14 protein-coding genes are annotated in these 20,693 nt (G+C 63.0%); 10 read left to right on the top strand and 4 right to left on the bottom strand.

Annotation, left to right across the window (positions count from 1 at the left end):
- Positions 1 to 7: 7 nt before the first annotated feature.
- From GR198_RS16340 to GR198_RS16355, 4 genes are all read left to right on the top strand, one after another.
- Positions 8 to 970 carry a DUF1839 family protein gene (locus tag GR198_RS16340; protein WP_032983817.1) on the top strand — a complete coding sequence of 321 codons (963 nt, stop codon included), beginning with the start codon at positions 8 to 10 and terminating at the stop codon, positions 968 to 970.
- A 16-nt stretch (positions 971 to 986) separates the two neighbouring features.
- On the top strand, positions 987 to 3,467 hold the full coding sequence (locus GR198_RS16345) for a glycoside hydrolase family 2 protein (RefSeq protein WP_164069258.1): 2,481 nt from the start codon (positions 987 to 989) through the stop codon (positions 3,465 to 3,467).
- A 45-nt stretch (positions 3,468 to 3,512) separates the two neighbouring features.
- The gene (locus tag GR198_RS16350) at positions 3,513 to 4,691 is read left to right on the top strand and encodes a glycosyltransferase family 4 protein (protein ID WP_164053233.1); all 1,179 of its coding nucleotides are present in this window, start codon (positions 3,513 to 3,515) and stop codon (positions 4,689 to 4,691) included.
- Positions 4,692 to 4,779: 88 nt separating this feature from the next.
- On the top strand, positions 4,780 to 8,091 hold the full coding sequence (locus GR198_RS16355) for an oligosaccharide flippase family protein (protein ID WP_164026339.1): 3,312 nt from the start codon (positions 4,780 to 4,782) through the stop codon (positions 8,089 to 8,091).
- Between the two features lie 72 nt (positions 8,092 to 8,163).
- Here the strand turns inward: GR198_RS16355 and GR198_RS16360 are convergent, their stop codons facing one another.
- The 3 genes from GR198_RS16360 to GR198_RS16370 all read right to left on the bottom strand — a co-directional run bounded on the left by GR198_RS16360 (position 8,164) and on the right by GR198_RS16370 (position 10,703).
- Positions 8,164 to 9,342 carry a glycosyltransferase family 4 protein gene (locus GR198_RS16360; protein WP_164069259.1) on the bottom strand — a complete coding sequence of 393 codons (1,179 nt, stop codon included), beginning with the start codon at positions 9,340 to 9,342 and terminating at the stop codon, positions 8,164 to 8,166.
- Positions 9,343 to 9,489: 147 nt separating this feature from the next.
- On the bottom strand, positions 9,490 to 9,726 hold the full coding sequence (locus GR198_RS16365; protein WP_003543721.1) for an Lrp/AsnC ligand binding domain-containing protein: 237 nt from the start codon (positions 9,724 to 9,726) through the stop codon (positions 9,490 to 9,492).
- Positions 9,727 to 9,794: 68 nt separating this feature from the next.
- Complete coding sequence (locus tag GR198_RS16370; RefSeq protein ID WP_029870853.1) at positions 9,795 to 10,703, bottom strand: LysR family transcriptional regulator; 909 nt, start codon at positions 10,701 to 10,703, stop codon at positions 9,795 to 9,797.
- Between the two features lie 84 nt (positions 10,704 to 10,787).
- Here GR198_RS16370 and hglS point away from each other — a divergent pair, with 84 nt between their 5' ends.
- The 6 genes from hglS to GR198_RS16400 all read left to right on the top strand — a co-directional run bounded on the left by hglS (position 10,788) and on the right by GR198_RS16400 (position 19,147).
- A complete protein-coding gene (gene hglS, locus GR198_RS16375; RefSeq protein WP_029870854.1) occupies positions 10,788 to 12,218 on the top strand; it encodes a 2-oxoadipate dioxygenase/decarboxylase HglS in 1,431 nt (476 codons plus the stop codon).
- A 68-nt stretch (positions 12,219 to 12,286) separates the two neighbouring features.
- Complete coding sequence (locus GR198_RS16380) at positions 12,287 to 13,570, top strand: NAD(P)/FAD-dependent oxidoreductase (protein ID WP_029870855.1); 1,284 nt, start codon at positions 12,287 to 12,289, stop codon at positions 13,568 to 13,570.
- Positions 13,571 to 13,615: 45 nt separating this feature from the next.
- Positions 13,616 to 15,154, top strand: coding sequence for an L-piperidine-6-carboxylate dehydrogenase (gene amaB / locus GR198_RS16385; RefSeq protein ID WP_029870856.1), 1,539 nt, complete (start codon positions 13,616 to 13,618; stop codon positions 15,152 to 15,154).
- 211 nt (positions 15,155 to 15,365) lie between these two features.
- A complete protein-coding gene (locus GR198_RS16390; protein ID WP_029870857.1) occupies positions 15,366 to 16,382 on the top strand; it encodes an iron ABC transporter substrate-binding protein in 1,017 nt (338 codons plus the stop codon).
- 63 nt (positions 16,383 to 16,445) lie between these two features.
- Entirely contained in the window at positions 16,446 to 18,113 is a 1,668-nt protein-coding gene (locus GR198_RS16395) for an ABC transporter permease (protein ID WP_164069260.1), read from the top strand.
- The gene (locus tag GR198_RS16400) at positions 18,110 to 19,147 is read left to right on the top strand and encodes an ABC transporter ATP-binding protein (RefSeq protein ID WP_164048499.1); all 1,038 of its coding nucleotides are present in this window, start codon (positions 18,110 to 18,112) and stop codon (positions 19,145 to 19,147) included. Before GR198_RS16395 ends, GR198_RS16400 begins: the two co-directional genes overlap by 4 nt.
- Before the next feature lie 98 nt (positions 19,148 to 19,245).
- Here the strand turns inward: GR198_RS16400 and GR198_RS16405 are convergent, their stop codons facing one another.
- Positions 19,246 to 20,580, bottom strand: a complete 1,335-nt coding sequence (locus tag GR198_RS16405) for a glucoamylase family protein (RefSeq protein ID WP_164069261.1) — start codon at positions 20,578 to 20,580, stop codon at positions 19,246 to 19,248.
- Positions 20,581 to 20,693 lie beyond the last annotated feature (113 nt).

Genomic DNA, 20,693 nt, shown 5'->3' on the forward strand with positions numbered 1-20,693 from the left:
CAAATCGATGACGTCGTTATTTTCGGGAATCGACCCGGAAACCTACCGGGCGCATGCGCTGCATTCCGGCGAGCGCGCCTGGCCGGAAACCAATTGTTATGTCGATCTCTGGATCGAGGTTCTGGCAACATCAGGCGTTACGCCAGAGGCGATGCTGGGTTTTACCCTGACGCAGGATTTCGAGGGCGACCAGTTCACTTTCTTCAAAGTGCCGCTCGAGGATCTCGAAGCGCTCTACGGCATTCGTGCGACTGAACTTGCCATCTACGACCGTGTCGAACGCCATGTCGAGGTTCAGATCGCGCGGGCCCGTCTCTGCCTGATCGAAATGGATTCCTTCTACATGCCGGATACCCGCGGCACCGCCTACCGGCAGGAGCACGGCAAGACGACGGTTGCGATCAATCGGCTGGACGTTGCGGCCAAGCGCGTCGATTATTTCCACAATGCCGGCTATTTCCGTCTTGAAGGCGAGGATTTCGACGGACTGTTCCAGCTGCATCTGACGGAAAACGACCCGCCATTCCTGCCCTACACGGAATTTGCGCGGTTCCCGGAAAGGCCGGCAGACGAAGCGCATCTGCGCGCGACCGCGCGGCGGCTTGCCGGCTTTCATTTTGCCCGGCGTCCCCGAGAAAATCCGATCCGCGCCTTTGCCAGCGTCTTTCCGCAACAGGTCGAAGCGGTGGCGGAACGGCCGTTCGGCTTCTTCCACAAATACGCCTTCAACACGCTTCGCCAGGTGGGCGCCAATTTCGAGCTGGCGGCCGATTACCTCACCTGGCTTTCCCCTGGTGAATTCGCGGCTGCCGCCGAGCATGCCAGGCGTATTTCGGAGGTGGCGAAATCGGTGCAGTTCCAGCTTGCCCGCGCCGTCACCCGCAGGAAGTTCGAGCCGTTGCAGGCAGCACTTGATCCGGCCGCCGATGCATGGGATTCCATGATGGCGTCGCTTGCGGGGCGAATCTGAGGCCGGAGATCTGACCATGCGGGGGCGTTTGGCAAGCATCGGTGCCGAGGAAAGTCTACTTTCCGAAGGCTGGAACCTGATCCTGACGGAGCCGGGCGCCTGTGCCGTGCCGCACGACATCCCGCTCTCCGCACAGTTCATTCCAGCACCCGTTCCAGGCACCGTCGCAGCAGCGCTCGAAAAAGCCGGGCTCTTCGACCGTGAAAATCCCGAGCCACTCAACACGCGGGATGCCTGGTATCTCTGCCGGCTTTTCGATGCCGAGCCCGGCGACGCGATCCTGCGTTTGGAAGGACTGGCGACGCTCTGCCACGTCTTCCTGAACGGCCAGGAAATCCTGTTTTCCGAGAGCATGTTCACGGCGCACGAGATTCCGGTGACGCTTTCGGGCGGCGACGAACTGGCACTGTGCTTCCGGGCGCTCGGCCCCCGCTTGTCGGAGCCAGGCCCGCGCGCTCGCTGGCGGCCGCAGATGATCACGCCGGCGGGCTTGAAGAATTTCCGCACGACGCTGCTCGGCCATATGCCGGGCTGGTGCCCCGATATCCACGCCGTCGGCCCGTGGCGGCCGATTTCGATGGTGCAGCGTCATCCCGTCTCGATCGACAATGTCTCCATCCGCGCCGTATTGGAGGAGAGTGGCGTCGGCCGCCTCAGCGTTTCCCTGCATAGCAATGCCGAGAATCCGGCAATGCTGCTGCGCTGCGGTGGGATGGAGCAGCCCTTCGAAAAGGTCGGCGACAGTCATTACTCGGCTATCCTCAAGCTTTCCGACATCGAGCCCTGGTGGCCGCATACGCATGGCGCTCCGCGTCTCTACGCGCTGACGCTGGTTTCCGACGGGGTGGAATATCCGCTCGGCAGGACCGGCTTCCGGCGTATCGACGTCGACCGTCGTGCCGATGGCGATAACTTCGCGCTTCTCGTCAACGGCGAACGCATCTTCTGCCGTGGTGCCGTTTGGACGACGGCCGATATCGTGCGATTGCCGGGCGGGCGGGCGGATTATGAGCCGTTCCTGCGGCTTGCCGCTGCAGCCGGCATGAACATGATCCGCATCGGCGGCACCATGGCCTATGAAACGCCTGATTTCTTCACGCTCTGCGACGAACTCGGTCTGCTCGTCTGGCAGGACTTCATGTTCGCCAATTTTGATTATCCACGCAACGACAAGGCTTTTCTTGGTCACGTGCATGCGGAGGTCGAGGAATTCCTGCACGGCGTGCAGGCGTCGCCTTCGCTGGCTGTGCTCTGCGGCGGCAGCGAAGTCCACCAGCAGGCGGCAATGCTCGGCCTGCCGGCGGAATTCTGGAGCGGGCCGGTCACTGATGAAATCATCCCGGCGGTCGTCGCCCGCATGCGCCCCGACGTGCCCTATGTGCCGAACTCGCCCTATGGCGGAGCGATGCCCTTTTCGCCCAATGCCGGTATTGCGCATTATTACGGCGTCGGCGCCTATATGCGGCCGATTGCCGATGCGCGCCGCGCCGATGTGCGTTTTGCCTCGGAAAGCCTCGCCTTCGCGCATGTGCCGCAGCAAAGGACGCTGCAGCGTCATCTCGATGTGCCCGCCGTCCATAGCCCGCTGTGGAAGGCCCGCGTGCCCCGCGACCGCAGTGCATCGTGGGATTTCGAGGATGTTCGCGACTTTTACCTGCAGCTTCTCTACGGTTCCGATCCGGCTGAGCTGCGCCGCGAAGATCCGGAACGCTATCTCGATCTCTCCCGCGCCGTTACCGGCGAGGTGATCGAGGAGACTTTTGCTGAATGGCGGCGCAAGGGCTCCGCCTGCAATGGCGCGCTCGTCTGGACGCTGCAGGATCTGTTGCCCGGCCCCGGCTGGGGAGTGATCGACTCCACCGGAGAGCCGAAGCCGGTCTGGTATGCGATGCGCCGTGCATTCCGGCCGGTGCAAGTTGTCTTCACCGACGAGGGAACGAACGGTCTCGACGTGCATGTCATCAACGAGACGGATGCAGCGCTCGATGTCGAGCTCGAGGTCGTCTGCCTGCGCGGCGGAAAACAGCAGGTCGTCAGCGGCAGCAGGGCCTTCAAGCTGGCGGCAAGAGACACGGAGCGCCTTGCCTGCACCGCGCTGTTCGGCGCCTTCTTCGATACGACCTATGCCTTTCGTTTCGGGCCGCCGGCGCATGATGCAACTGTGGCGCGCCTGCGCTCGCTGGCGGACGGCGCCATTCTCGCCGAGAGCTTCCACTTCCCCTGCGGACGGGGGAAGGTGCTGCATGATGCAGGGATCGAAGCATCATTCACCAGAGACGGCAACGAGTGGTTCGTTGACCTCAGGGCCGACCGGCTGGCGCAATCTGTGCATATCGACGTCGAAGGCTATCGGGCCGACGACGACTGGTTCCACCTTGCCCCCGGCGCGATGCGGCGCGTGAAGCTCCACGCGCTGTCCGGCGTGGAAAGCGATATTCCGCCTGCGGGCGAAATCAGAAGTCTAGGCAGTTCGCATCGCGTCGCAATCGAGGGCTGACGCCGCTGCGAAGGATGGTGCCGATCCATTGGGAAAGACCGTGATTTGAGAACGATATACCGCTTTCTGCGCGCCCATGTCCTGCAGCGGCTGATCCCGCGGTCGCGTCTTGCCTTCAATCCGCGCAAGCCGGTGGAAATCGTCGGCTATCTCTCGATGGCGGTCGGCGTCGGCGAATCGGCAAGGCTCTGCGCCGGCGCATTGTCGGAAGCTGGGCGGGCGATTTCGCTCTCCGACGTCAGCACGCATCCTGACGAGAATTCCTTCGCCGGATGGATGCCGTCGCATCTCTCCACCGAACCTGCGGGGAGCCGGATCTGGCATCTCAATCCGCCGATGCTGCCGCGCGCCATCCTGAAGAAAGGCGTTGCCAATTTCACCCGCGCCTTCAACATCGGTTATTTCGCCTGGGAGCTCGAAGTCGTGCCGGCCGAGTGGCGCAATGCGATGCATTACATGAATGCCGTCTTCGTGCCGTCGGAATTCACCAGGCGGGCGATTGCGCCCCTCACTGCGGCGCCGGTCATCGTCGTTCCGCATCCCGTCACCGAGAAGCCGGCGACGGAAGGCATGCGCCAGAAATTCGGCATCGAAGAAGACGCCTTTCTCGTCAGCTTCATCTTCAGCGCCGGCTCCTCGATCAACCGGAAGAATCCGCAGGCCGTCATCGAGGCCTTCAGGATATTTGCCGCCGAATGCCCCAGCGCCTTCCTGTTGATGAAGGCCAGCGGCGATATCAACAAGGATGAGGGCCTGCGCGAACTGGTCGCCTCGGTTAAGGGCAATGCCCGGATCAGGATCGTCACCGACAGGATGTCGGATTCCGATATCAATGGCCTCATCCGCTGTTCCGACGTCTATCTTTCGCTGCATCGTTCCGAGGGTTTCGGGCTGACGGTGGCCGAGGCGATCATGCAGCGTACGCCCGTCATTTCCACGGCCTGGTCGGGCACGGTGGATTTCTGCGATCCCGACAATAGCTGGCTGGTTGCCTCTCCCCTCATTCCGGTGGTCGATAGCCATCCCGAATTTGCCGGGCTCGAAGGCGCGGTCTGGGCCGATCCCTCTCCAGAAGCGGCCGCCGCGCACCTGCAAGATATCTTCCGCACACCCGAGCGCGCACGAGAGAAGGCCGAGAAGGCACGGGAGTTCCTGCTGCGTTACCTCGCAGAAAACAGCTACGAGAAGGCGCTTCAGACGCTGCCGGCGATGCAGGCGAGCTAAGCTGAGGTCGTCACTCCGCTTTATTTTAACATTTTCGCATTAGAGATGGCGGGTATGCGGCGGTAGGCCGATCCTGACGGATGGACAGATGTCGAAGGGTATTATCGCAAACTCGGTGATGAACGCGGCGGCAGGCATGCTGCTGCTTCTGACGGGCTTTGTGTCATCGATCATAACCGCGCGGCTGCTCGGGCCGGAAGCCAACGGCATCGTCGCCTTCTCGCTCTGGCTGGTGGTGACCGGCGCCTCGATCGCCGAGCTCGGCTCCAGCATCACGCTGCTGAAGACCTTGCCGCAACTTTCGGCGGAAGGCTTCGATGCGCGCCGCCGCCGGGGGTTTGCCGCCATCCTCGTCAGCTTCATGATGTTCTCGACCGTCGTGCTGCTGGCGCTCTACGCGCTGTTCTTCCTCACCTCCGAAAAGATGCACTGGGCCGACACCGCGCCATCCGTCGCTCTGGTCACGGGGGTGCTGTTCTTCATCCAGGCGATCGGATCCTTCGTCAAATTCTACCTGATCGGCGAAAAGAAGCTGGGCGCCTTCTTTAAGCTGACGGTCGCCGTCTCGATCTTGCAGCTTGCCGGCGTTGCCGTCGGCGCCGTTTTCTACGGCGTCGAGGGCGTTCTCGTCGGTTATGCGCTCGGCCAGCTCGTGCTGTTTTTCGCCACACTGCCGATCCTTCTGGCGCGGCGCGACTGGTGCGGGGTCTCGCTGAAATATCTCGCCTCCTCCTCCGTCATCCTGTCGATCCAATTCATCATCGATTCCATTTTCCTCAACCGGCTCGAGCTGCTCTTCCTGCAGCAGTTCTGGTCGGTGGAAATGGTCGGCTATTATGCCGTCGGTCTGTCGATCGCCAATATCGCGCTGCAACTGCCGATCCAGATGACCGGCAGCCTGCTGCCCTATTATTCCGAGCGGCGGCACAGCAGCGGCGATTCGACATTGCCGGTCGAGGTCTTTACCGCCGTTACCCGCAGCATGGCCTATATCGTGCTGCCGATGAGCCTCGGGCTTGCCGCGATCTCCAGCGAACTGGTGCTCGTCGTGTTCGGCGAAGCGTTCCGCCGCAGCGGGACGGTGGTGGCGCTGCTTGCGCTCGTCGCGCCCGCCTATACCTTCATGCAGATCCTCAGCCTCTATCTGCTGTCGATGGACAGGGCGCGCTCCCGCCTGAACATCAGTGTGATAGGTGGCCTACTGATGGTAGCGGGTTGTTTACTGATCGTACCTAGGCTTGCGGCCGAGGGTGCCGCACTCGTGCGCATCCTCGTATTCGTTGCGATGTCGGTGATGATGATCAGACAGACAGGATTCGGATCCCAGCTTTCGGGTCTCTACGCAAGCCTGACGAAGGTGACGCTCGCCTCCGTTCTCTGTGCTTGCGGAGCGACTTCCGTGCTGGAATTCGTCCAGGGTCCGGCCGGATTGGTCGGCGCGATCATCGCCGGCGCATTCGCCTATTTTGCAGCTCTCCGGGTGCTGCGCGCCGTGCCGGGCGAGGATGTCGAAGTCATGCGCTCCATTCTCGAGAAGATGCCGTCCCTGCTGCGGCGACCGGTCGGCCAGGCGATCAATTTCATCGCGCCGCGGCTTCCCGGCGATCCCGATCGCGCCAAGGTCGCGCCCGGCGAATTCTCGCTGGAACCGGCCGAGGGTGCGGGGCGCAAGGCTGCCCTGCCTGTCGTCTTCGACGGCACGATCGGGCTGTTCATGCCTGAGAATCCGCTCGTGAAGAAACGTTCGGCCGCCGTGCTCTTCGTCAGCCCCTGGGGTTTCGAGGAGATGTGCAGCCGCAAATTCTTCCGCGTCGCGGCCGAGCACTTCTCGGATATCGGCGTGCCGAGCCTGCGCTTCGACTATCGTGGCACCGGCGATGCGCTCAATTTCGACGCACTGCCGGCGAGGCTGGAAACCTGGGAAGATTCGATCCGCGCGGCCGCCGACAAGCTGAAGTCGCTGAGCGGCTGCGACCGCATCATCCTCATCGCACAGGGCCTCGGCGCGACGCTTGCCCATCGCGTCGGTTCCTCGATCGAGGGCGTCGACAGCCTCGTCATGCTGGCGCCGGTGCTGAGCGGCCGGGCCTATCTGCGCGAACTCACCATGTGGTCCAAGATCATCGATGCCGATCTCGGCCTCGGCAAGGAGCATATCCAGACTGCCAAGGTGCAGATCGCCGGGCTCGTCATGCCTGAAGAGATCGCTGCCGAGCTCGGCAAGCTCAACATCACCTCGCCGCAGGGGCTCGCAACCTCCCGCTACCTGATCCTCGAACGTCCTGCCAAGGCCGAGGATACCGGCTTTGCCGATGCGCTGAAGGCGCTCGGCGCCGATGTCGAGCAGAAGGCTTTCGAAGGCTATGACGAACTCGCCACCAATCCGCTGTTTGCCAAGACGCCGATGGCTGTCGTGGCGCTGCTGACGACGTGGCTGGAGACCACGACGACAGAGACATCCGCCGCCCATTCGCCGGCCGCGATCGACAACCCGCCACTTGCCGGCGATGATTTTGCCGAAACGCCGGTGCGTTTTGGAAGCCACAATCATCTGGTCGGCGTCGTCAGCCGGCCGCTCGGCGAGATCAAGGGCAATGCCGTGCTCTTCCTGTCGACGGCCTATGACCGGCATGCAGGCTGGGGACGGACGACGGTGGACATGGCGCGCGAGCTCGCCCGCCAAGGCGTCGTTTCGCTGCGCTTTGATTCCGCCAATGTCGGCGACAGCCCGCCACGGCCGGATGCGCCGGAACAGGTGCTTTATTCGGATACGCAGACCGCGGATGCAGTCGCTGCGCTGGATCTGCTCGAAAACGTCGTCGCCGGCCCCGTCATGGTCGCCGGCCGATGCAGCGGCGGCTATGTCGCCTTCCGAGCCGGCGTCGCCGACGAACGGCTGAAGGCAGTCGTGTCGATCAATCCCTTCGTCTATTACTGGGATCCTGACATGCCGGTGCGCCGGGAGCATGTCGTCTCCGTCCCCCGTAGCCTCGATGATTACAGCCAGCGCCTGGCGCGGCTCGACACGCTGAAGCGGCTGCTGCGCGGCCAGGTGGATGTCGTTGCGGCGCTGCAGAACATCGTCATCGCCGCCGGCCGCCGGCTGTCGCCGTGGATCGCGCCGTTGCTCGAGCTGCTCCCTGACCGGCGCCATATTGCCCGCGAGGTCAGGCACTCATTCGCGCTGTTCGGCAAACGCAAGGTGCCGCTGACGCTGATCTACAGCGAAGGCGATGTCGGGCTCGACCACGTCTATTTCCACTTCGGGCCGCGTGGTGCCAGGCTTTCCCGCTATCCGAACGTGCGCCTGCTGATGCTGCCGGATGCCGACCACAATCTGACGCCGCCGCAATCGCGCAAATTCGTGCTCGACGAGATCATCCGTCTGGCGAGAGCGTGACTGGGATTTTACAGCGCCGTGCGTCTTTTCACGCGCGCAACGCTGTAGCGCTTATGCGGTAGGAAGACAGGATCAGATGCTTTCTGCGGCGATGACATCAAGCGATCTGTAGAGATCAATATAACGTCCGGCGACGATATCCCAGGAATAACCGCGGGCGGCGTCGAGAAGCTCGGCGCGAACGGCGTCCGGCTGGCGCGAAAGAGCTTGATGGGCGGCTTCGATCGCCGTGGCGGCGCTCTCAGGATTGGTGAAATCGGCAAGCATGAGAACAGGATGCCGGGCGGCAAGCGTCGCAAAGGCATCGTTGGCGTTCAGCACCGGCAGGAGGCCGGCGCTCATCGCCTCCAGCGCCACGAGGCCAAAACCTTCATATTCCGAGGCGGAGGCGAAAATCGAGGCTTCTGCGATGATGCGCCGGATGGTGTCGTTCTCGGGCGACACATGCAGGGTGACGCGGCCGGAAAGATGACGGCTTTCGATTGCGCCTTCGACATCGGCCCGGTTCAGGTTGGATTCGGCGCCGACAATGTCGAGATGCCATTCCGGATCGCGGGTCTTCAGCATGACCATCGCATCGAGCAGATGGTCCAGCCGCTTGTTCACCGAAAACCGGCCGATCGTGACGATGCGGCGCTTTGCCCGGCGCGAAGCGGTGTCGGCGAACTTGCCGATATCGGCGCCGTTTTCGATCAGCAGGCTGTCGGGCGCGATCTCGGAAAACTGCTTGAGGTCGGAGGCACTGCAGCAGACGACGCGGCGGTAAGCCATCGCCGAAGCGCGGGTCAGCGTCCGGAACCAGATCTTCTTGATCGTCGCGTATTTCTGCGTGTGGAAGAAGCCGCCATGAGTGGTGACGATCATCGGCTTGCCGTGCAGCAGCCGGGCCCAGGCGAGCGCGTCGAAGAAGAAGTCGATGGCATGGACATGCACGAGATCGGCATCGGCAAGATGGCGAAAGACCTGTGGCGCCAGCGGATAGCGGCTGGTGCCGAACCAGGGAATGCGCACCACCTCGATGCCGTCGATATCTTCGCGAAGCGGCAGCTTATCCTCAGGCGCGGTGAAGAGCGAATCCAGGGTGACGACGCGCACGCGGTAACCAAGGCGTACAGTCTGGCGGGCGAGATTGGCGACGACGTCTTCCAGGCCGCCGCGATTGGGCAGGAACTGGCGCACGACATGGACGATCAGCGGAGCCGTTTCCAACTGCGGTTTCGCGCGCACCCTATCTGCCTCGACGATCGACATTATTCACCTATCGCTGCACGTACCGGCCCGCGCTGATGTGGGCCCGTGATAACAACGACCAGCCATGCCTCGCGTTAAGGTGCGGTTTAGGCAGCACCAGGCAAAGCGTATTCTTCGCGAAAAAGGTTAACCGCGTCTGACGGGAATTCAGAATGCCTTGAAGGTCAGCGTCGTCAGCGAGCGGACGATGCCGGGAATATTGGCGATGTTGTCGTTGATGAATTTGCCGATATCCTGGCCTTCCTCGATATAGACCTTCAGCAGCAGATCGTAGTCGCCGCTGGTCGAATAGAGCTCCGAGACCAGTTCGGTCTGGTAGATGGCGTCGGCGACATCATAGGTCTTGCCGGGTGCGCATTGGAGCTGGACGAAGATCGGCTTCATGGAGATTTCCTGCAAAGTTGTTTGGGGCGCATAATGGTCGAAAGCGCCATGCCGATGCAAGCCGTTCGTCACGCAGCCGGGTTGGCGGCCGCTTCCGCGACGATCCAGTCACGAAAGGCGGCAAGCGGCGCATAGTCGGCACGCTCGGGCGGAAAGGCGAGATAATAGCGCTCGCGGCTCTCCATTTCACGATCGACAGCGGCGACGAGATCGCCGCGCCTGATTTCCTCCTGCATCAGGAATGTCGGCAGCAGGGCGACGCCAAGGCCGGCGATTGCCGCCTGCGCCGCCGTGGCGAACTGGTCGAAGAGCATGCCGTGCACGCTTTCGAAAGAAACACCGTTGCCGGCGAACCATTGCTCCCAGGCGTCGGGACGTGTCGTCAGATGCAGAAGCGGAACGGCGAGCAGATCCTCCGGTCCTGAGATCGCATATTGCTTCAGAAAATCTGGACTGCAGGCCGGCACCGTGCGCTCCGACATCAGAAGCGCAAGTTCGGCGCCCGGCCAGTGCGGATGGCCGAAATGGATGGCGGCGTCGATCGAATCGAGGCGGAAATCGAAAGGCGAAAGCCGGGTCACCAGATTGATGGTCACGCCGGCATTGGCGGCGAGGAAGCGTCCCAAGCGCGGCGCCAGCCAGCGTGTGCCGAAGGTCGGCAGAATGGCGAGATTGAGCGTGCCGCCATGCGGATTGGCGCGCAGGTTCAGCGAGGCGCTCGATATCCGCCGCAGCGCCTCACGAATCTCGCGGGCATATCCGTCGCCGGCAAGCGTCAGCCGCATGGTCTGGCGTTCGCGCAGGAAGAGCTCGACGCCAAGCTGCTCCTCCAGCGCGCTCACCTGGCGGCTGACGGCGCTCTGCGTCAGATCGAGTTCGCGCGCCGCTGCCGTCACGCTGCCGGTGCGGGCAACCGCCTCGAAGGCGGCGAGATGCGAAATCGACGGCAGAAAACGTCTAGACGTCAGCATGATCATTCCATTTCAGAATGGGCTATTTCCAAAATAGCGATACTTGCCGCTTTCTGGCGCGTGTAAAGAGGTTCATCCTGCAAAAACGGAATGAGCCGGAGTTTCCCAATGCCGCAAGCCTTCGTTTCCCCAGACCGCATCCGATCGCTGTTTACCGAGGCGATGTCGCAGATGTACCGGGCGGAGGTGCCGCAATACGGCACGCTGATCGAACTGGTGGCGGATGTGAATGCCGGCTGCCTCAAGAATGATCCTGACCTGCGCGATCGCCTGGCCCGCGCCGGCGAGCTGGAGCGCATCGATGTCGAGCGCCACGGCGCCATCCGGCTCGGCACGGCCGACGAGCTTTTCACCATCCGCCGGCTGTTTGCGGTCATGGGCATGCAGCCGGTTGGCTATTACGATCTTTCGGTCGCCGGCGTGCCGGTTCATTCCACCAGCTTCCGGCCGATCGACGAGGCAGCGCTCAACGTCAATCCGTTCCGTGTCTTCACCTCGCTGCTGCGACTGGAACTGATCGAGGACGAAGGGCTGCGCGGCGAGGCCGAAGCCATTCTGGCGAAACGGCGGATCTACACGCCACGCGCCATCGCGCTGATCGAGCGCCACGAGCAGAACGGCGGCCTGACCGAGGCGGAGGCGACGGAATTCGTCGCCGAGGCGCTGGAAACCTTCCGCTGGCATGGCGAAGCGACAGTCAGTGCCGATACCTACAAGCGGCTGCACGATGCGCATCGGCTGATCGCCGACGTCGTCAGCTTCAAGGGGCCGCACATCAACCATCTGACGCCGCGCACGCTCGATATCGACGCGGTCCAGGCCCGCATGCCGGAACGCGGCATCACGCCGAAGGCTGTCATCGAAGGGCCGCCGCGCCGTCATTGCGATATCCTGCTGCGACAGACGAGTTTCAAGGCGCTGGAGGAAGCGATCGCCTTTTCCGATGATGACGGTGCGATTCAAGGCAGGCATACCGCGCGCTTCGGCGAGATCGAACAGCGCGGCGTGGCGCTGACGGCGAAGGGCCGGGCGCTCTATGACCAGCTGCTTGCCTCGGTTCGCGGTGAGGTGCAGGTCGGCGCCGGCGGCGCCAAGGCCGGCGCCTACGACGACGAACTCGCCGCACGTTTCAAGGCACTGCCGGACAGCTGGGATGAGCTGCGCAGAGCGGATCTCGCCTTCTTCCGCTATTCCGCGACGTCTGCGGGCATTGCCGCTGCAGTCGGCAGCACGCTGCCCGGCGATCCGGAGGCGCTGATCACCTCGGGTTACCTCGCCTTCACCCCGATCGTCTACGAAGACTTCCTGCCCGTCAGCGCGGCCGGCATCTTCCAGTCGAACCTCGGCACCGACCAGCAGCAGAACTATGCGACCCGCTCGAACCGTGACGCCTTCGAGGCAGCACTGGGCGCCACCGTCCAGGACGAGCTGGCGCTCTACGCCGAACGCCAGGCGGCATCGCTGGATTCGGCACTGGAGGCGCTCGGCCTTGCGGGCTTGCCGTTGAAGACCGTTGCGTGAAATGGCCGCTTCAACACTTTCTTTTATGCATTAGAGTACCCGCGATTTCGCTCCGATCGGACTGAGCCATGCTGAATGATCCGCGCTCCCACGGCCTCTGGGAAAAGACAGCGCCCGAAGCGCCGACGACCTCGCCTCTCGAAGGCGCGGTATCGGCCGACGTCGTCATCGTCGGCGGCGGTTACACCGGCCTCTCTTCCGCCCTGCATCTTGCCGAAGCCGGGTCGAAGGTGGTGCTGCTGGAGGCCAAGGAGATCGGCTTCGGCGGTGCCGGGCGCAATGTCGGGCTGATCAATGCCGGCATGTGGGTGATGCCGAACGATCTGCCCGGCGTGCTCGGCCCGGTGCATGGCGAACGTCTGCTCGATCTGCTCGGCAATGCGCCGAAGCTGGTCATGGAGCTGATCGACAAACATCAAATTGCCTGCGAACTCGAACGGAACGGCACGCTGCATTGCGCGGTCGGCGCGGATGGGCTGAAGGAGATCGAGGATCGGGCGGCGCAATGGTCCGCCCGCGGCGCAGCCGTGACGCTGCTCGATGCAGCGGAAACGGCCAAACGTATCGGCAGCGATGCCTATACCGGTTCGCTGCTCGACAAACGCGCCGGCACCCTGCAGCCGCTTGCCTATGCGCGCGGCCTTGCCCATGCCGCCGTCAAGGCCGGCGTCACCATTCATACATCCAGCCCGGTCGTTGCAACGGAGCGTAACGGCAGCCGCTGGACCGTGAAGACGGCACACGGCGAAGTCAGCGCCGAGTGGATCATCGTCGCGACGGATGCCTACAGCACCGGTCCGTGGGAGCAGGTGCGCAGCGAACAGGTGCATCTGCCCTATTTCAATTTCGCCACTGTGCCGCTCGGCCACAATCTGCGTCAGTCGATCCTGCCGGGGCGGGAAGGCGCATGGGATACCAAGGAAATCCTCTCCTCCTTCCGCATGGACCAGGCCGGCCGCCTCGTTTTCGGCAGTGTCGGGGCGTTGCGCAATACCGGACTGGCCGTACACAAGGGCTGGGCCAAACGCGCATTGAAGCGGCTCTTCCCAGATATCGGCGACGTCGAATTCGAGTGCGAATGGTATGGCCAGATCGGCATGACCGACAATGCGCTGCCGCGCTTCCACAAATTCGCACCTGGTGTCGTCGGCTTTTCGGGCTACAATGGCCGCGGCATTGCCCCCGGTACGGTCTTCGGCCGTACGCTGGCGGAGCATATCCTCGGCCGGCTTCCGGAAGCCGATCTGCCGCTGCCGCCGACTTCGCCCACCGAGCCAAGCTTCCGTGCACTCAAGGAAATATGGTACGAAGCCGGCGCTCAGGTCGCCCATTTCGCCGATGCCCGCTTCTGAGAAGCGATGCACGCTTCTGAGAATAATAAGATTGGAAACACGACAATGACCATCGCCGTCCTCGATCTCGCCACCGAAACCGCCAAGCTGCTTGCCGAACTCGGCGTCGATGCCGGCCGCTATCACGGCGGCACGCTTTCCGTCACCTCGCCGGTCACCGGCAAGGAAATCGGCAAACTCAGGGAACATTCCGTTTCCGAGACGAAGGCGGCGATCGAAGCGGCGCACCAGGCCTTCCTCGAATGGCGTGCCGTGCCGGCGCCGAAGCGCGGCGAACTGGTCCGCCTGCTGGGCGAGGAACTGCGCGCCTCCAAGGCGGCGCTCGGCCGTCTCGTCTCGATCGAGGTTGGCAAGATCACTTCGGAAGGCCTGGGCGAAGTGCAGGAGATGATCGACATCTGCGATTTCGCCGTCGGCCTTTCCCGGCAGCTCTACGGCCTGACGATCGCCACCGAGCGCTCCGAGCACCGGATGATGGAAAGCTGGCATCCGCTCGGCGTGATCGGCATCATCTCCGCCTTCAACTTCCCTGTTGCCGTCTGGTCGTGGAATGCGGCACTTGCGATGGTCTGCGGCAATTCCACCGTCTGGAAGCCCTCGGAAAAGACGCCGTTGACGGCGCTTGCCGTGCAGGCGCTGTTCGAAAAGGCGCTGAAGCGTTTCGTCGCCGAGGGCGGTAGCGCACCGGCCAATCTGTCGACGCTGATCATCGGCGGCCGTGAGGTCGGCGAAGTGCTGGTCGACCATCCGAAGATCCCACTCGTCTCCGCGACGGGCTCGACGGCCATGGGCCGCGCCGTCGGTCCGCGCCTGTCGCAGCGTTTTGCCCGCGCCATTCTCGAACTCGGCGGCAACAATGCGGCGATCGTCTGCCCGAGCGCCGATCTCGACCTAACGCTGCGCGGCGTCGCCTTCTCCGCCATGGGCACGGCCGGCCAGCGCTGCACGACGCTGCGCCGTCTCTTCGTGCATGACAGCGTCTACGACCAGCTGGTGCCGCGCCTGCAGAAGGCCTACGGCTCCGTCACCATCGGCAACCCGCTCGAGACCGGCACGCTTGTAGGGCCGTTGATCGACGGTCAGGCTTTTAAGAACATGCAGGCAGCGCTCGGCGAGGCGAAATCGGCCGGCGGCACGGTGACCGGCGGCGACCGCGTCGAAACCGGTTCGACCGAGGCCTTCTACGTTCGCCCGGCGCTTGTCGAAATGCCCGATCAGACCGGCCCGGTCGAGCACGAGACCTTCGCGCCGATCCTCTATGTGATGAAGTATAGCGATTTCGACGAGGTGCTGGCACTGCACAATGCCGTGCCGCAGGGGCTGTCGTCGTCGATCTTCACCAACGACATGCGCGAGGCCGAAACCTTCGTCTCCGCTCGCGGTTCGGATTGCGGCATCGCCAACGTCAATCTCGGGCCGTCGGGCGCCGAGATCGGTGGCGCCTTCGGCGGCGAGAAGGAGACCGGCGGCGGCCGCGAATCCGGCTCGGATGCCTGGAAGGCCTATATGCGCCGCTCCACCAACACGATCAATTACGGCAGGACGCTGCCGCTGGCGCAGGGCGTCAAGTTCGACGTCGAATAAGCCGGCTGCAAAGGCTGCAAAAGAGAGGCGGCGCTCGGGAAGCGTCGCCTTTTTTGCTCAATCGAGATTTATTCCCCTGTAATATGAAATATTTAGTCAAGATATTGTGATGGCTTTTCCGGCCAAGACAAACTTGAAATCGGCAGTCAGGAAAAATATACGCCTCTCATCGCCCTTGGAGAGCTCGGGTGACATCGCCACGGAGGCCATCATGAACATTGCTCTTAACCGTTTTTCCCTCGCGCTTGCCGCTTCGCTTCTCTCCGCCACCGCGCTCGCAGGCAGCGCCAATGCGCAGGACGAAGGTCTCGTTGTTTACAATGCCCAACACGAAAGTCTGGGCCGCGAATGGATCGCTGCTTTCACCAAGGAGACCGGCATCAAGGTCACCATGCGCCAGGGCAGCGACATGCAATTCGCCAACCAGATCATCCAGGAAGGCGACGCCTCTCCCGCGGATGTCTTCCTGACCGAGAATTCGCCGGCAATGACACTGGTCGATGGCGCGGGCCTCTTCGCCCCCGTCGAAAAGGAAACGCTGGACCAGGTTCCGGATCAGTATCGCCCGGCTGACGGCATGTGGACCGGCATTGCCGCCCGCACCACCGTTTTCGTCTATGACAAGACCAAACTTACCGAAGACAAGCTGCCGAAGTCGATGCTCGACCTCGCAGATCCCGCCTGGAAGGGCCGCTGGGGTGCAGCACCTGCCGGTGCCGACTTCCAGGCCATTGTCGCCGCTCTGCTGCAGCTCAAGGGCGAACAGTCGACGGCCGACTGGCTGAAGGCTCTCAAGGAAAACGCCACGCCCTACAAGGGCAACAGCGTCGCCATGAAGGCAGTCAATTCAGGTGAAGTCGAAGGCGCGATCATCTATCACTATTATTGGTTCGGCGATCAGGCCAAAACAGGCGAGAACAGCAAGAATGTCGGCCTGCACTACTTCAAGAACCAGGATCCGGGCGCTTTCGTCAGCGTTTCGGGCGGCGGCGTCCTGAAGTCCACGCAGCACATGAAGGAAGCCCAGGCTTTCCTGAAGTTCCTCACCAGCAAGGCTGGCCAGGCAGTCCTCAAGGACGGCGATTCCTATGAATATGCCATCGGCAAGGATGCGCCCTCCAACGACAAGCTCACTCCGCTTGCCGATCTTAACGCGCCGAAGGTCGAAGCTTCGACCCTCGACAGCAAGAAGGTCGTCGAGCTGATGACGGCCGCCGGTCTGATCTAACCTTTCTGCCGCAGGCTTCCGCCGGCCAAAACTATTGCATTTGGCTCAAGAAAACCTTAGGGCATGACGATATCCGGCAACCGCCCTTCAAAGGCGGTTGCCTTCCTTTTTCAGCGTGTAAAGGCATCGGCCTTGCTGCAGGACAACAGATTGCTCGCATCCGGCAACGAGGCGCCGGTCGCGCCGAGGGCCGCGCGAATGGTTTTGCCGCGCGGACGCATGCCGCACGCTTCCGTGATCCTGCTTGCAACCCTCGTCGCGATCTTCAGTCTCGTGCCGCTCGGCTTCATCGGCTGGGTCACCTACGATGTCGGCTGGGAAACGGTGAAGACCCTGGTCTTCCGGCCACGCGTCGGCGAACTTCTCGTCAATACGGTTCTCCTGGAATCGATCACCATTCCGCTGTCGATCGCGCTTGCCGTGACGCTCGCCTGGCTGACGGAACGGACGGACATTCCTTTCGCGCGGCTCTGGGCCTGGCTTGCGATCGCCCCGCTCGCCGTGCCTGCCTTCGTGCACAGCTATGCCTGGGTCAGCCTCGTTCCCGGCATGCGCGGCCTGCAGAGCGGCGTCTTCGTCTCGGTCATCGCCTATTATCCGTTCCTCTACCTGCCGGTCGTCGCAGCGCTGCGCCGTCTCGACCCGGCCATCGAGGATGCCGCGGCCTCGCTGGGTCTTAATCCCTGGTGGGTCTTCTTCCGCGCCGTGCTGCCGCAGCTGAGGCTTGCCATCTGCGGCGGCTCGCTGCTGATCGCGCTGCATCTGCTTTCGGAATACGGCCTGTTCGTCATGATCCGGTTCGACACGTTCGCGACGGCGATCGTCGATCAGTTCCAGTCCTCCTACAACAGCCCGGCCTCCAACATGCTCGGCGGCGTGCTTGTCGCCTGCTGTCTTTTTCTGCTCGGCTTCGAGGTGCTGGTGCGCGGCAATGAACGTTATGCCCGCGTCGGCTCCGGCTCGCCACGTCCGGCGGACCGCCGCCGGCTGGGCTGGTTCGTGGTGCCGGCCGTGTTGCTGCCCGTCATGCTGGCGGCGCTGACACTTGGCGTGCCGCTGGTGACGCTTGGCCGCTGGCTCTATCTCGGCGGCGCCGATATCTGGCGCATCGAAGTCGGCAGCGCCTTCCTGCAGACGATCGTGCTTGCCGTTGTCGGCGGCGTGCTGGCGACGATTGCCGCAGCACCGATGGCCTGGCTTTCCGTGCGTGCGCCGGGCCGCTTCCAGCGGGTGCTCGAAGCCTGCCATTATTATGTCGGCTCGCTGCCGGGCGTCGTCGTGGCGCTGGCGCTGGTGACGATCGCGGTGCGTCTCGTGCTGCCGCTCTATCAGACCTTCGCAACGCTGCTCGTCGCCTATGTGATGCTTTTCCTGCCGCGCGCCATGGTCGGCTTACGCGCCAGTATCGCCCAGGCGCCGGTGGAGCTGGAGCGCGCCGCGATGGGTCTCGGCCGCACCCCGGGTCAGGCGGTGCGGCAGATCACCATGCGGCTTGCAGCACCGGGAGCTGCCGCCAGCGTCGCGCTGGCTGCACTCGGCATCACCAATGAACTCACGGCGACACTGATGCTGTCGCCCAACGGCGTCGATACGCTGGCGACGAAATTCTGGTCGCTGACCAGCGAGATCGATTATGTCTCGGCCGCCCCCTACGCCTTCATGATGGTCGTGCTGTCGCTGCCGCTCACCCTGATGCTCTATACCCAATCGAAACGGACCGCCGGCCAATGACGCTGCTTACGATCGAGAACATCAGCAAGCGCTATGGCCCCGTCCAGGCGTTGAAGGATATTTCGCTCGACGTCGCGGCGGGCAGCCGAACGGCGGTCGTCGGCCCATCCGGTTCGGGCAAGACGACGCTGCTGCGCATTATTGCCGGCTTCGAGCAACCGGATGTCGGCAGGGTGACGCTGGATGGCGACCTGCTTGCCGACGGTCCGGCGACGGTACCGGCGCATAAACGCGGCATCGGCATCGTCTCGCAGGACGGCGCACTGTTTCCGCACTTAAGCGTTGCCGAGAATATCGGCTTCGGGTTTGAGCGAGGTGCAGCCGATCGCGAGAAGCGCGTGCTCGAGCTGCTCGATATGGTCGAACTCGACCGTGGCATGCTGGCGCGGCGCCCGCATCAGCTTTCCGGCGGCCAGCAGCAGCGTGTGGCGCTCGCCCGCGCGCTCGGCCGCAAGCCGCGGCTGATGCTGCTCGACGAACCTTTCTCGGCACTCGATACCGGTCTGCGGGAAAATATGCGCAAGGCGGTTGCGCGCGTGCTGCAGGCGGCCGGCATCACCACCATCCTCGTCACCCATGACCAGGAAGAGGCGCTGACCTTTGCCGATCAGGTTGCGGTCCTGAGAGAAGGACGGCTGATCCAGGCCGGGTCGCCGCAATCATTGTATCTGCATCCGCGCGATCGCGAGACGGCACTGTTTCTCGGTGATGCCGTGCTGCTTCCCGCCATCATCCGCAACGGCTTGGCAGATTGCGCCCTCGGCCGTGTCGCCGTCGAAGGCAGTCGTCAGGGCAAGGCGGAGATCATGCTGCGGCCTGAGCAGATCCGCGTCGTTGCCGATGAAAGCGATCGCAATTACGGCGGGCGTGTCGTCGAGGTGGAATTCGGCGGCGCGGTCTGCACCGTCGCCGTCTCGCTCGACGGCGTGGCGCTGCCGCCGATCCTGATCAAGACCTCGAGCGTCGCTCTCCCGGCGCGAGGCGATCTCGTTCGCCTCGACATCGCCGGCAAGGCGCATGTCTTCGAGAACTGAACTAAGAGCCCGCACATCCTATTGGACGCGCGGGCTCTTTCATTTTAGTTTTCGTGTCGTCCTTTCCGGAAATCGATTTCGATTTCCGGGCTTGTGCGCTAGCCGAACTTGCGCACCACTTCTTCCGGCTCGATGCCTTCGAGCCAGCCACCGGTAAAGCCGGCGCGTTCGAGGCCGAGGCGGATGACCGGCGATTGCCGCATCAGTTTCCAGATGAAATCCGAACGGTCGTTCTCGATGGTCATGACGACAAGGCCCTGGTCGATGCCGACGGTGCGGTCGTCGACCCAGCCTTCCGGCCGCTTGGTCTTGACCGTCGGGTTGAAGCCACCGGGGAAGCCGCCTTCCAACAGCAGGTTCGGATAGGTGGTCAGAAGCGCCTTGGTGCCGTCGAGAGCCGCCTGCCGGTCGTAGGGCAGGCAGGCAAGTGCTGCCCAGGGTGCGATCGTGCCGTCATCGGGGCCGAGCGGCGCGCCGCGTGCGGCGTAACCCAGAACCTTGGGCTGGCGGCCGCCGCGCATGCGCCGTGTCGGCGGCGGGCCGTCACAGGCGGAGAAACCCCAGATATTCCTGTTATAGCCGACGAACTGGCCGGGATTGCGCTCGGCATAGTCACGCTGGACGTTGATCATCACCTGCGTGTTGCGGAAATAGTCCCAGTTCCGCTCCGCCATCGGCTTGTCCTGAATGGTGCGGAAATCGATCCAGGCATGCGAGAAGAGGTGGATGAAGAGCGGCCCGGCATAGAGATAGGACTGCTCGCCATGCAGCATCCACGAATAGCTTGACGTAAAGGCGTCGTAGCTCGATTGCGGAATGGGATGCGTCGGTGAGGCAAGCGCCAGCGTATAGAGGATGATCGCCTCGTCGAAGCCGTGATAGCGCCAGCGCAGGAAGCCGGAAGAGGGCTTCCATCCCATGGCAATCGTGTCGCCCTTGTTCAGCGCCCAGCGCCAGTCGACGCGCTCGTAGATGAGGGTCGCGAGTTGACGGATTTCGGTCTCCGTCTCGTCGTCTTCGCGATTGAAATATTGCGCAGCCGTCAGGATGCCGGCGACAAGCAGCGCCGTGTCGATGGTCGAAAGCTCGCTGTTCCAGGCGCGATGGCCGGTATCCATGTGCAGGAAATGGTAGAAGAAACCGCGGTGGCCGGTCGCGTGGCGTTCCTCGCCCTGACGCGCCTCGGCGAAGAACCGCAGCGTATTGACCGTGCGTTCGGCTGCCTCCTCGCGGCTGATCCATAAACGCTCGACACCAACAGGATAGGAGGAAAGCGCAAAGCCGACGGCTGCGATGCTGCACGGAACCCCGCCGATCGATGTGTCCGCCACAAGGCCGTTTTCGGGATTGGTATATTTCAGGAAGTAGTTGAATGCCGAATGCTGCAGCCTGTCGACGAGCGCTGCATCAATGTCTTCAATCCGTTGCAGCATAGGCTCCTACCCAACTGTTGCATCGCCCCATGCTTCAACATGGTGGCCGTCCCCGGGCAAATCAAACCTTTTTGATTCGTAGGGATAAGAGAACACAAATGGGTGGAATTGGT

The sequence above is a fragment of the Rhizobium leguminosarum genome (genome assembly GCF_010668065.1).
GTDB classification, from domain to species: Bacteria; Pseudomonadota; Alphaproteobacteria; order Rhizobiales; family Rhizobiaceae; genus Rhizobium; species Rhizobium leguminosarum_S.

Coding starts and splice junctions, on each gene's coding strand:
- GR198_RS16340 (WP_032983817.1), top strand. CDS start 8: ATGACGTCGTTATTTTCGGGAATCGACCCGGAAACCTACCGGGCGCAT.
- GR198_RS16345 (WP_164069258.1), top strand. CDS start 987: ATGCGGGGGCGTTTGGCAAGCATCGGTGCCGAGGAAAGTCTACTTTCC.
- GR198_RS16355 (WP_164026339.1), top strand. CDS start 4,780: ATGTCGAAGGGTATTATCGCAAACTCGGTGATGAACGCGGCGGCAGGC.
- GR198_RS16360 (WP_164069259.1), bottom strand. CDS start 9,342: ATGTCGATCGTCGAGGCAGATAGGGTGCGCGCGAAACCGCAGTTGGAA.
- GR198_RS16365 (WP_003543721.1), bottom strand. CDS start 9,726: ATGAAGCCGATCTTCGTCCAGCTCCAATGCGCACCCGGCAAGACCTAT.
- GR198_RS16370 (WP_029870853.1), bottom strand. CDS start 10,703: ATGATCATGCTGACGTCTAGACGTTTTCTGCCGTCGATTTCGCATCTC.
- hglS (WP_029870854.1), top strand. CDS start 10,788: ATGAGCCGGAGTTTCCCAATGCCGCAAGCCTTCGTTTCCCCAGACCGC.
- GR198_RS16380 (WP_029870855.1), top strand. CDS start 12,287: ATGCTGAATGATCCGCGCTCCCACGGCCTCTGGGAAAAGACAGCGCCC.
- amaB (WP_029870856.1), top strand. CDS start 13,616: ATGACCATCGCCGTCCTCGATCTCGCCACCGAAACCGCCAAGCTGCTT.
- GR198_RS16390 (WP_029870857.1), top strand. CDS start 15,366: ATGAACATTGCTCTTAACCGTTTTTCCCTCGCGCTTGCCGCTTCGCTT.
- GR198_RS16395 (WP_164069260.1), top strand. CDS start 16,446: ATGACGATATCCGGCAACCGCCCTTCAAAGGCGGTTGCCTTCCTTTTT.
- GR198_RS16400 (WP_164048499.1), top strand. CDS start 18,110: ATGACGCTGCTTACGATCGAGAACATCAGCAAGCGCTATGGCCCCGTC.
- GR198_RS16405 (WP_164069261.1), bottom strand. CDS start 20,580: ATGCTGCAACGGATTGAAGACATTGATGCAGCGCTCGTCGACAGGCTG.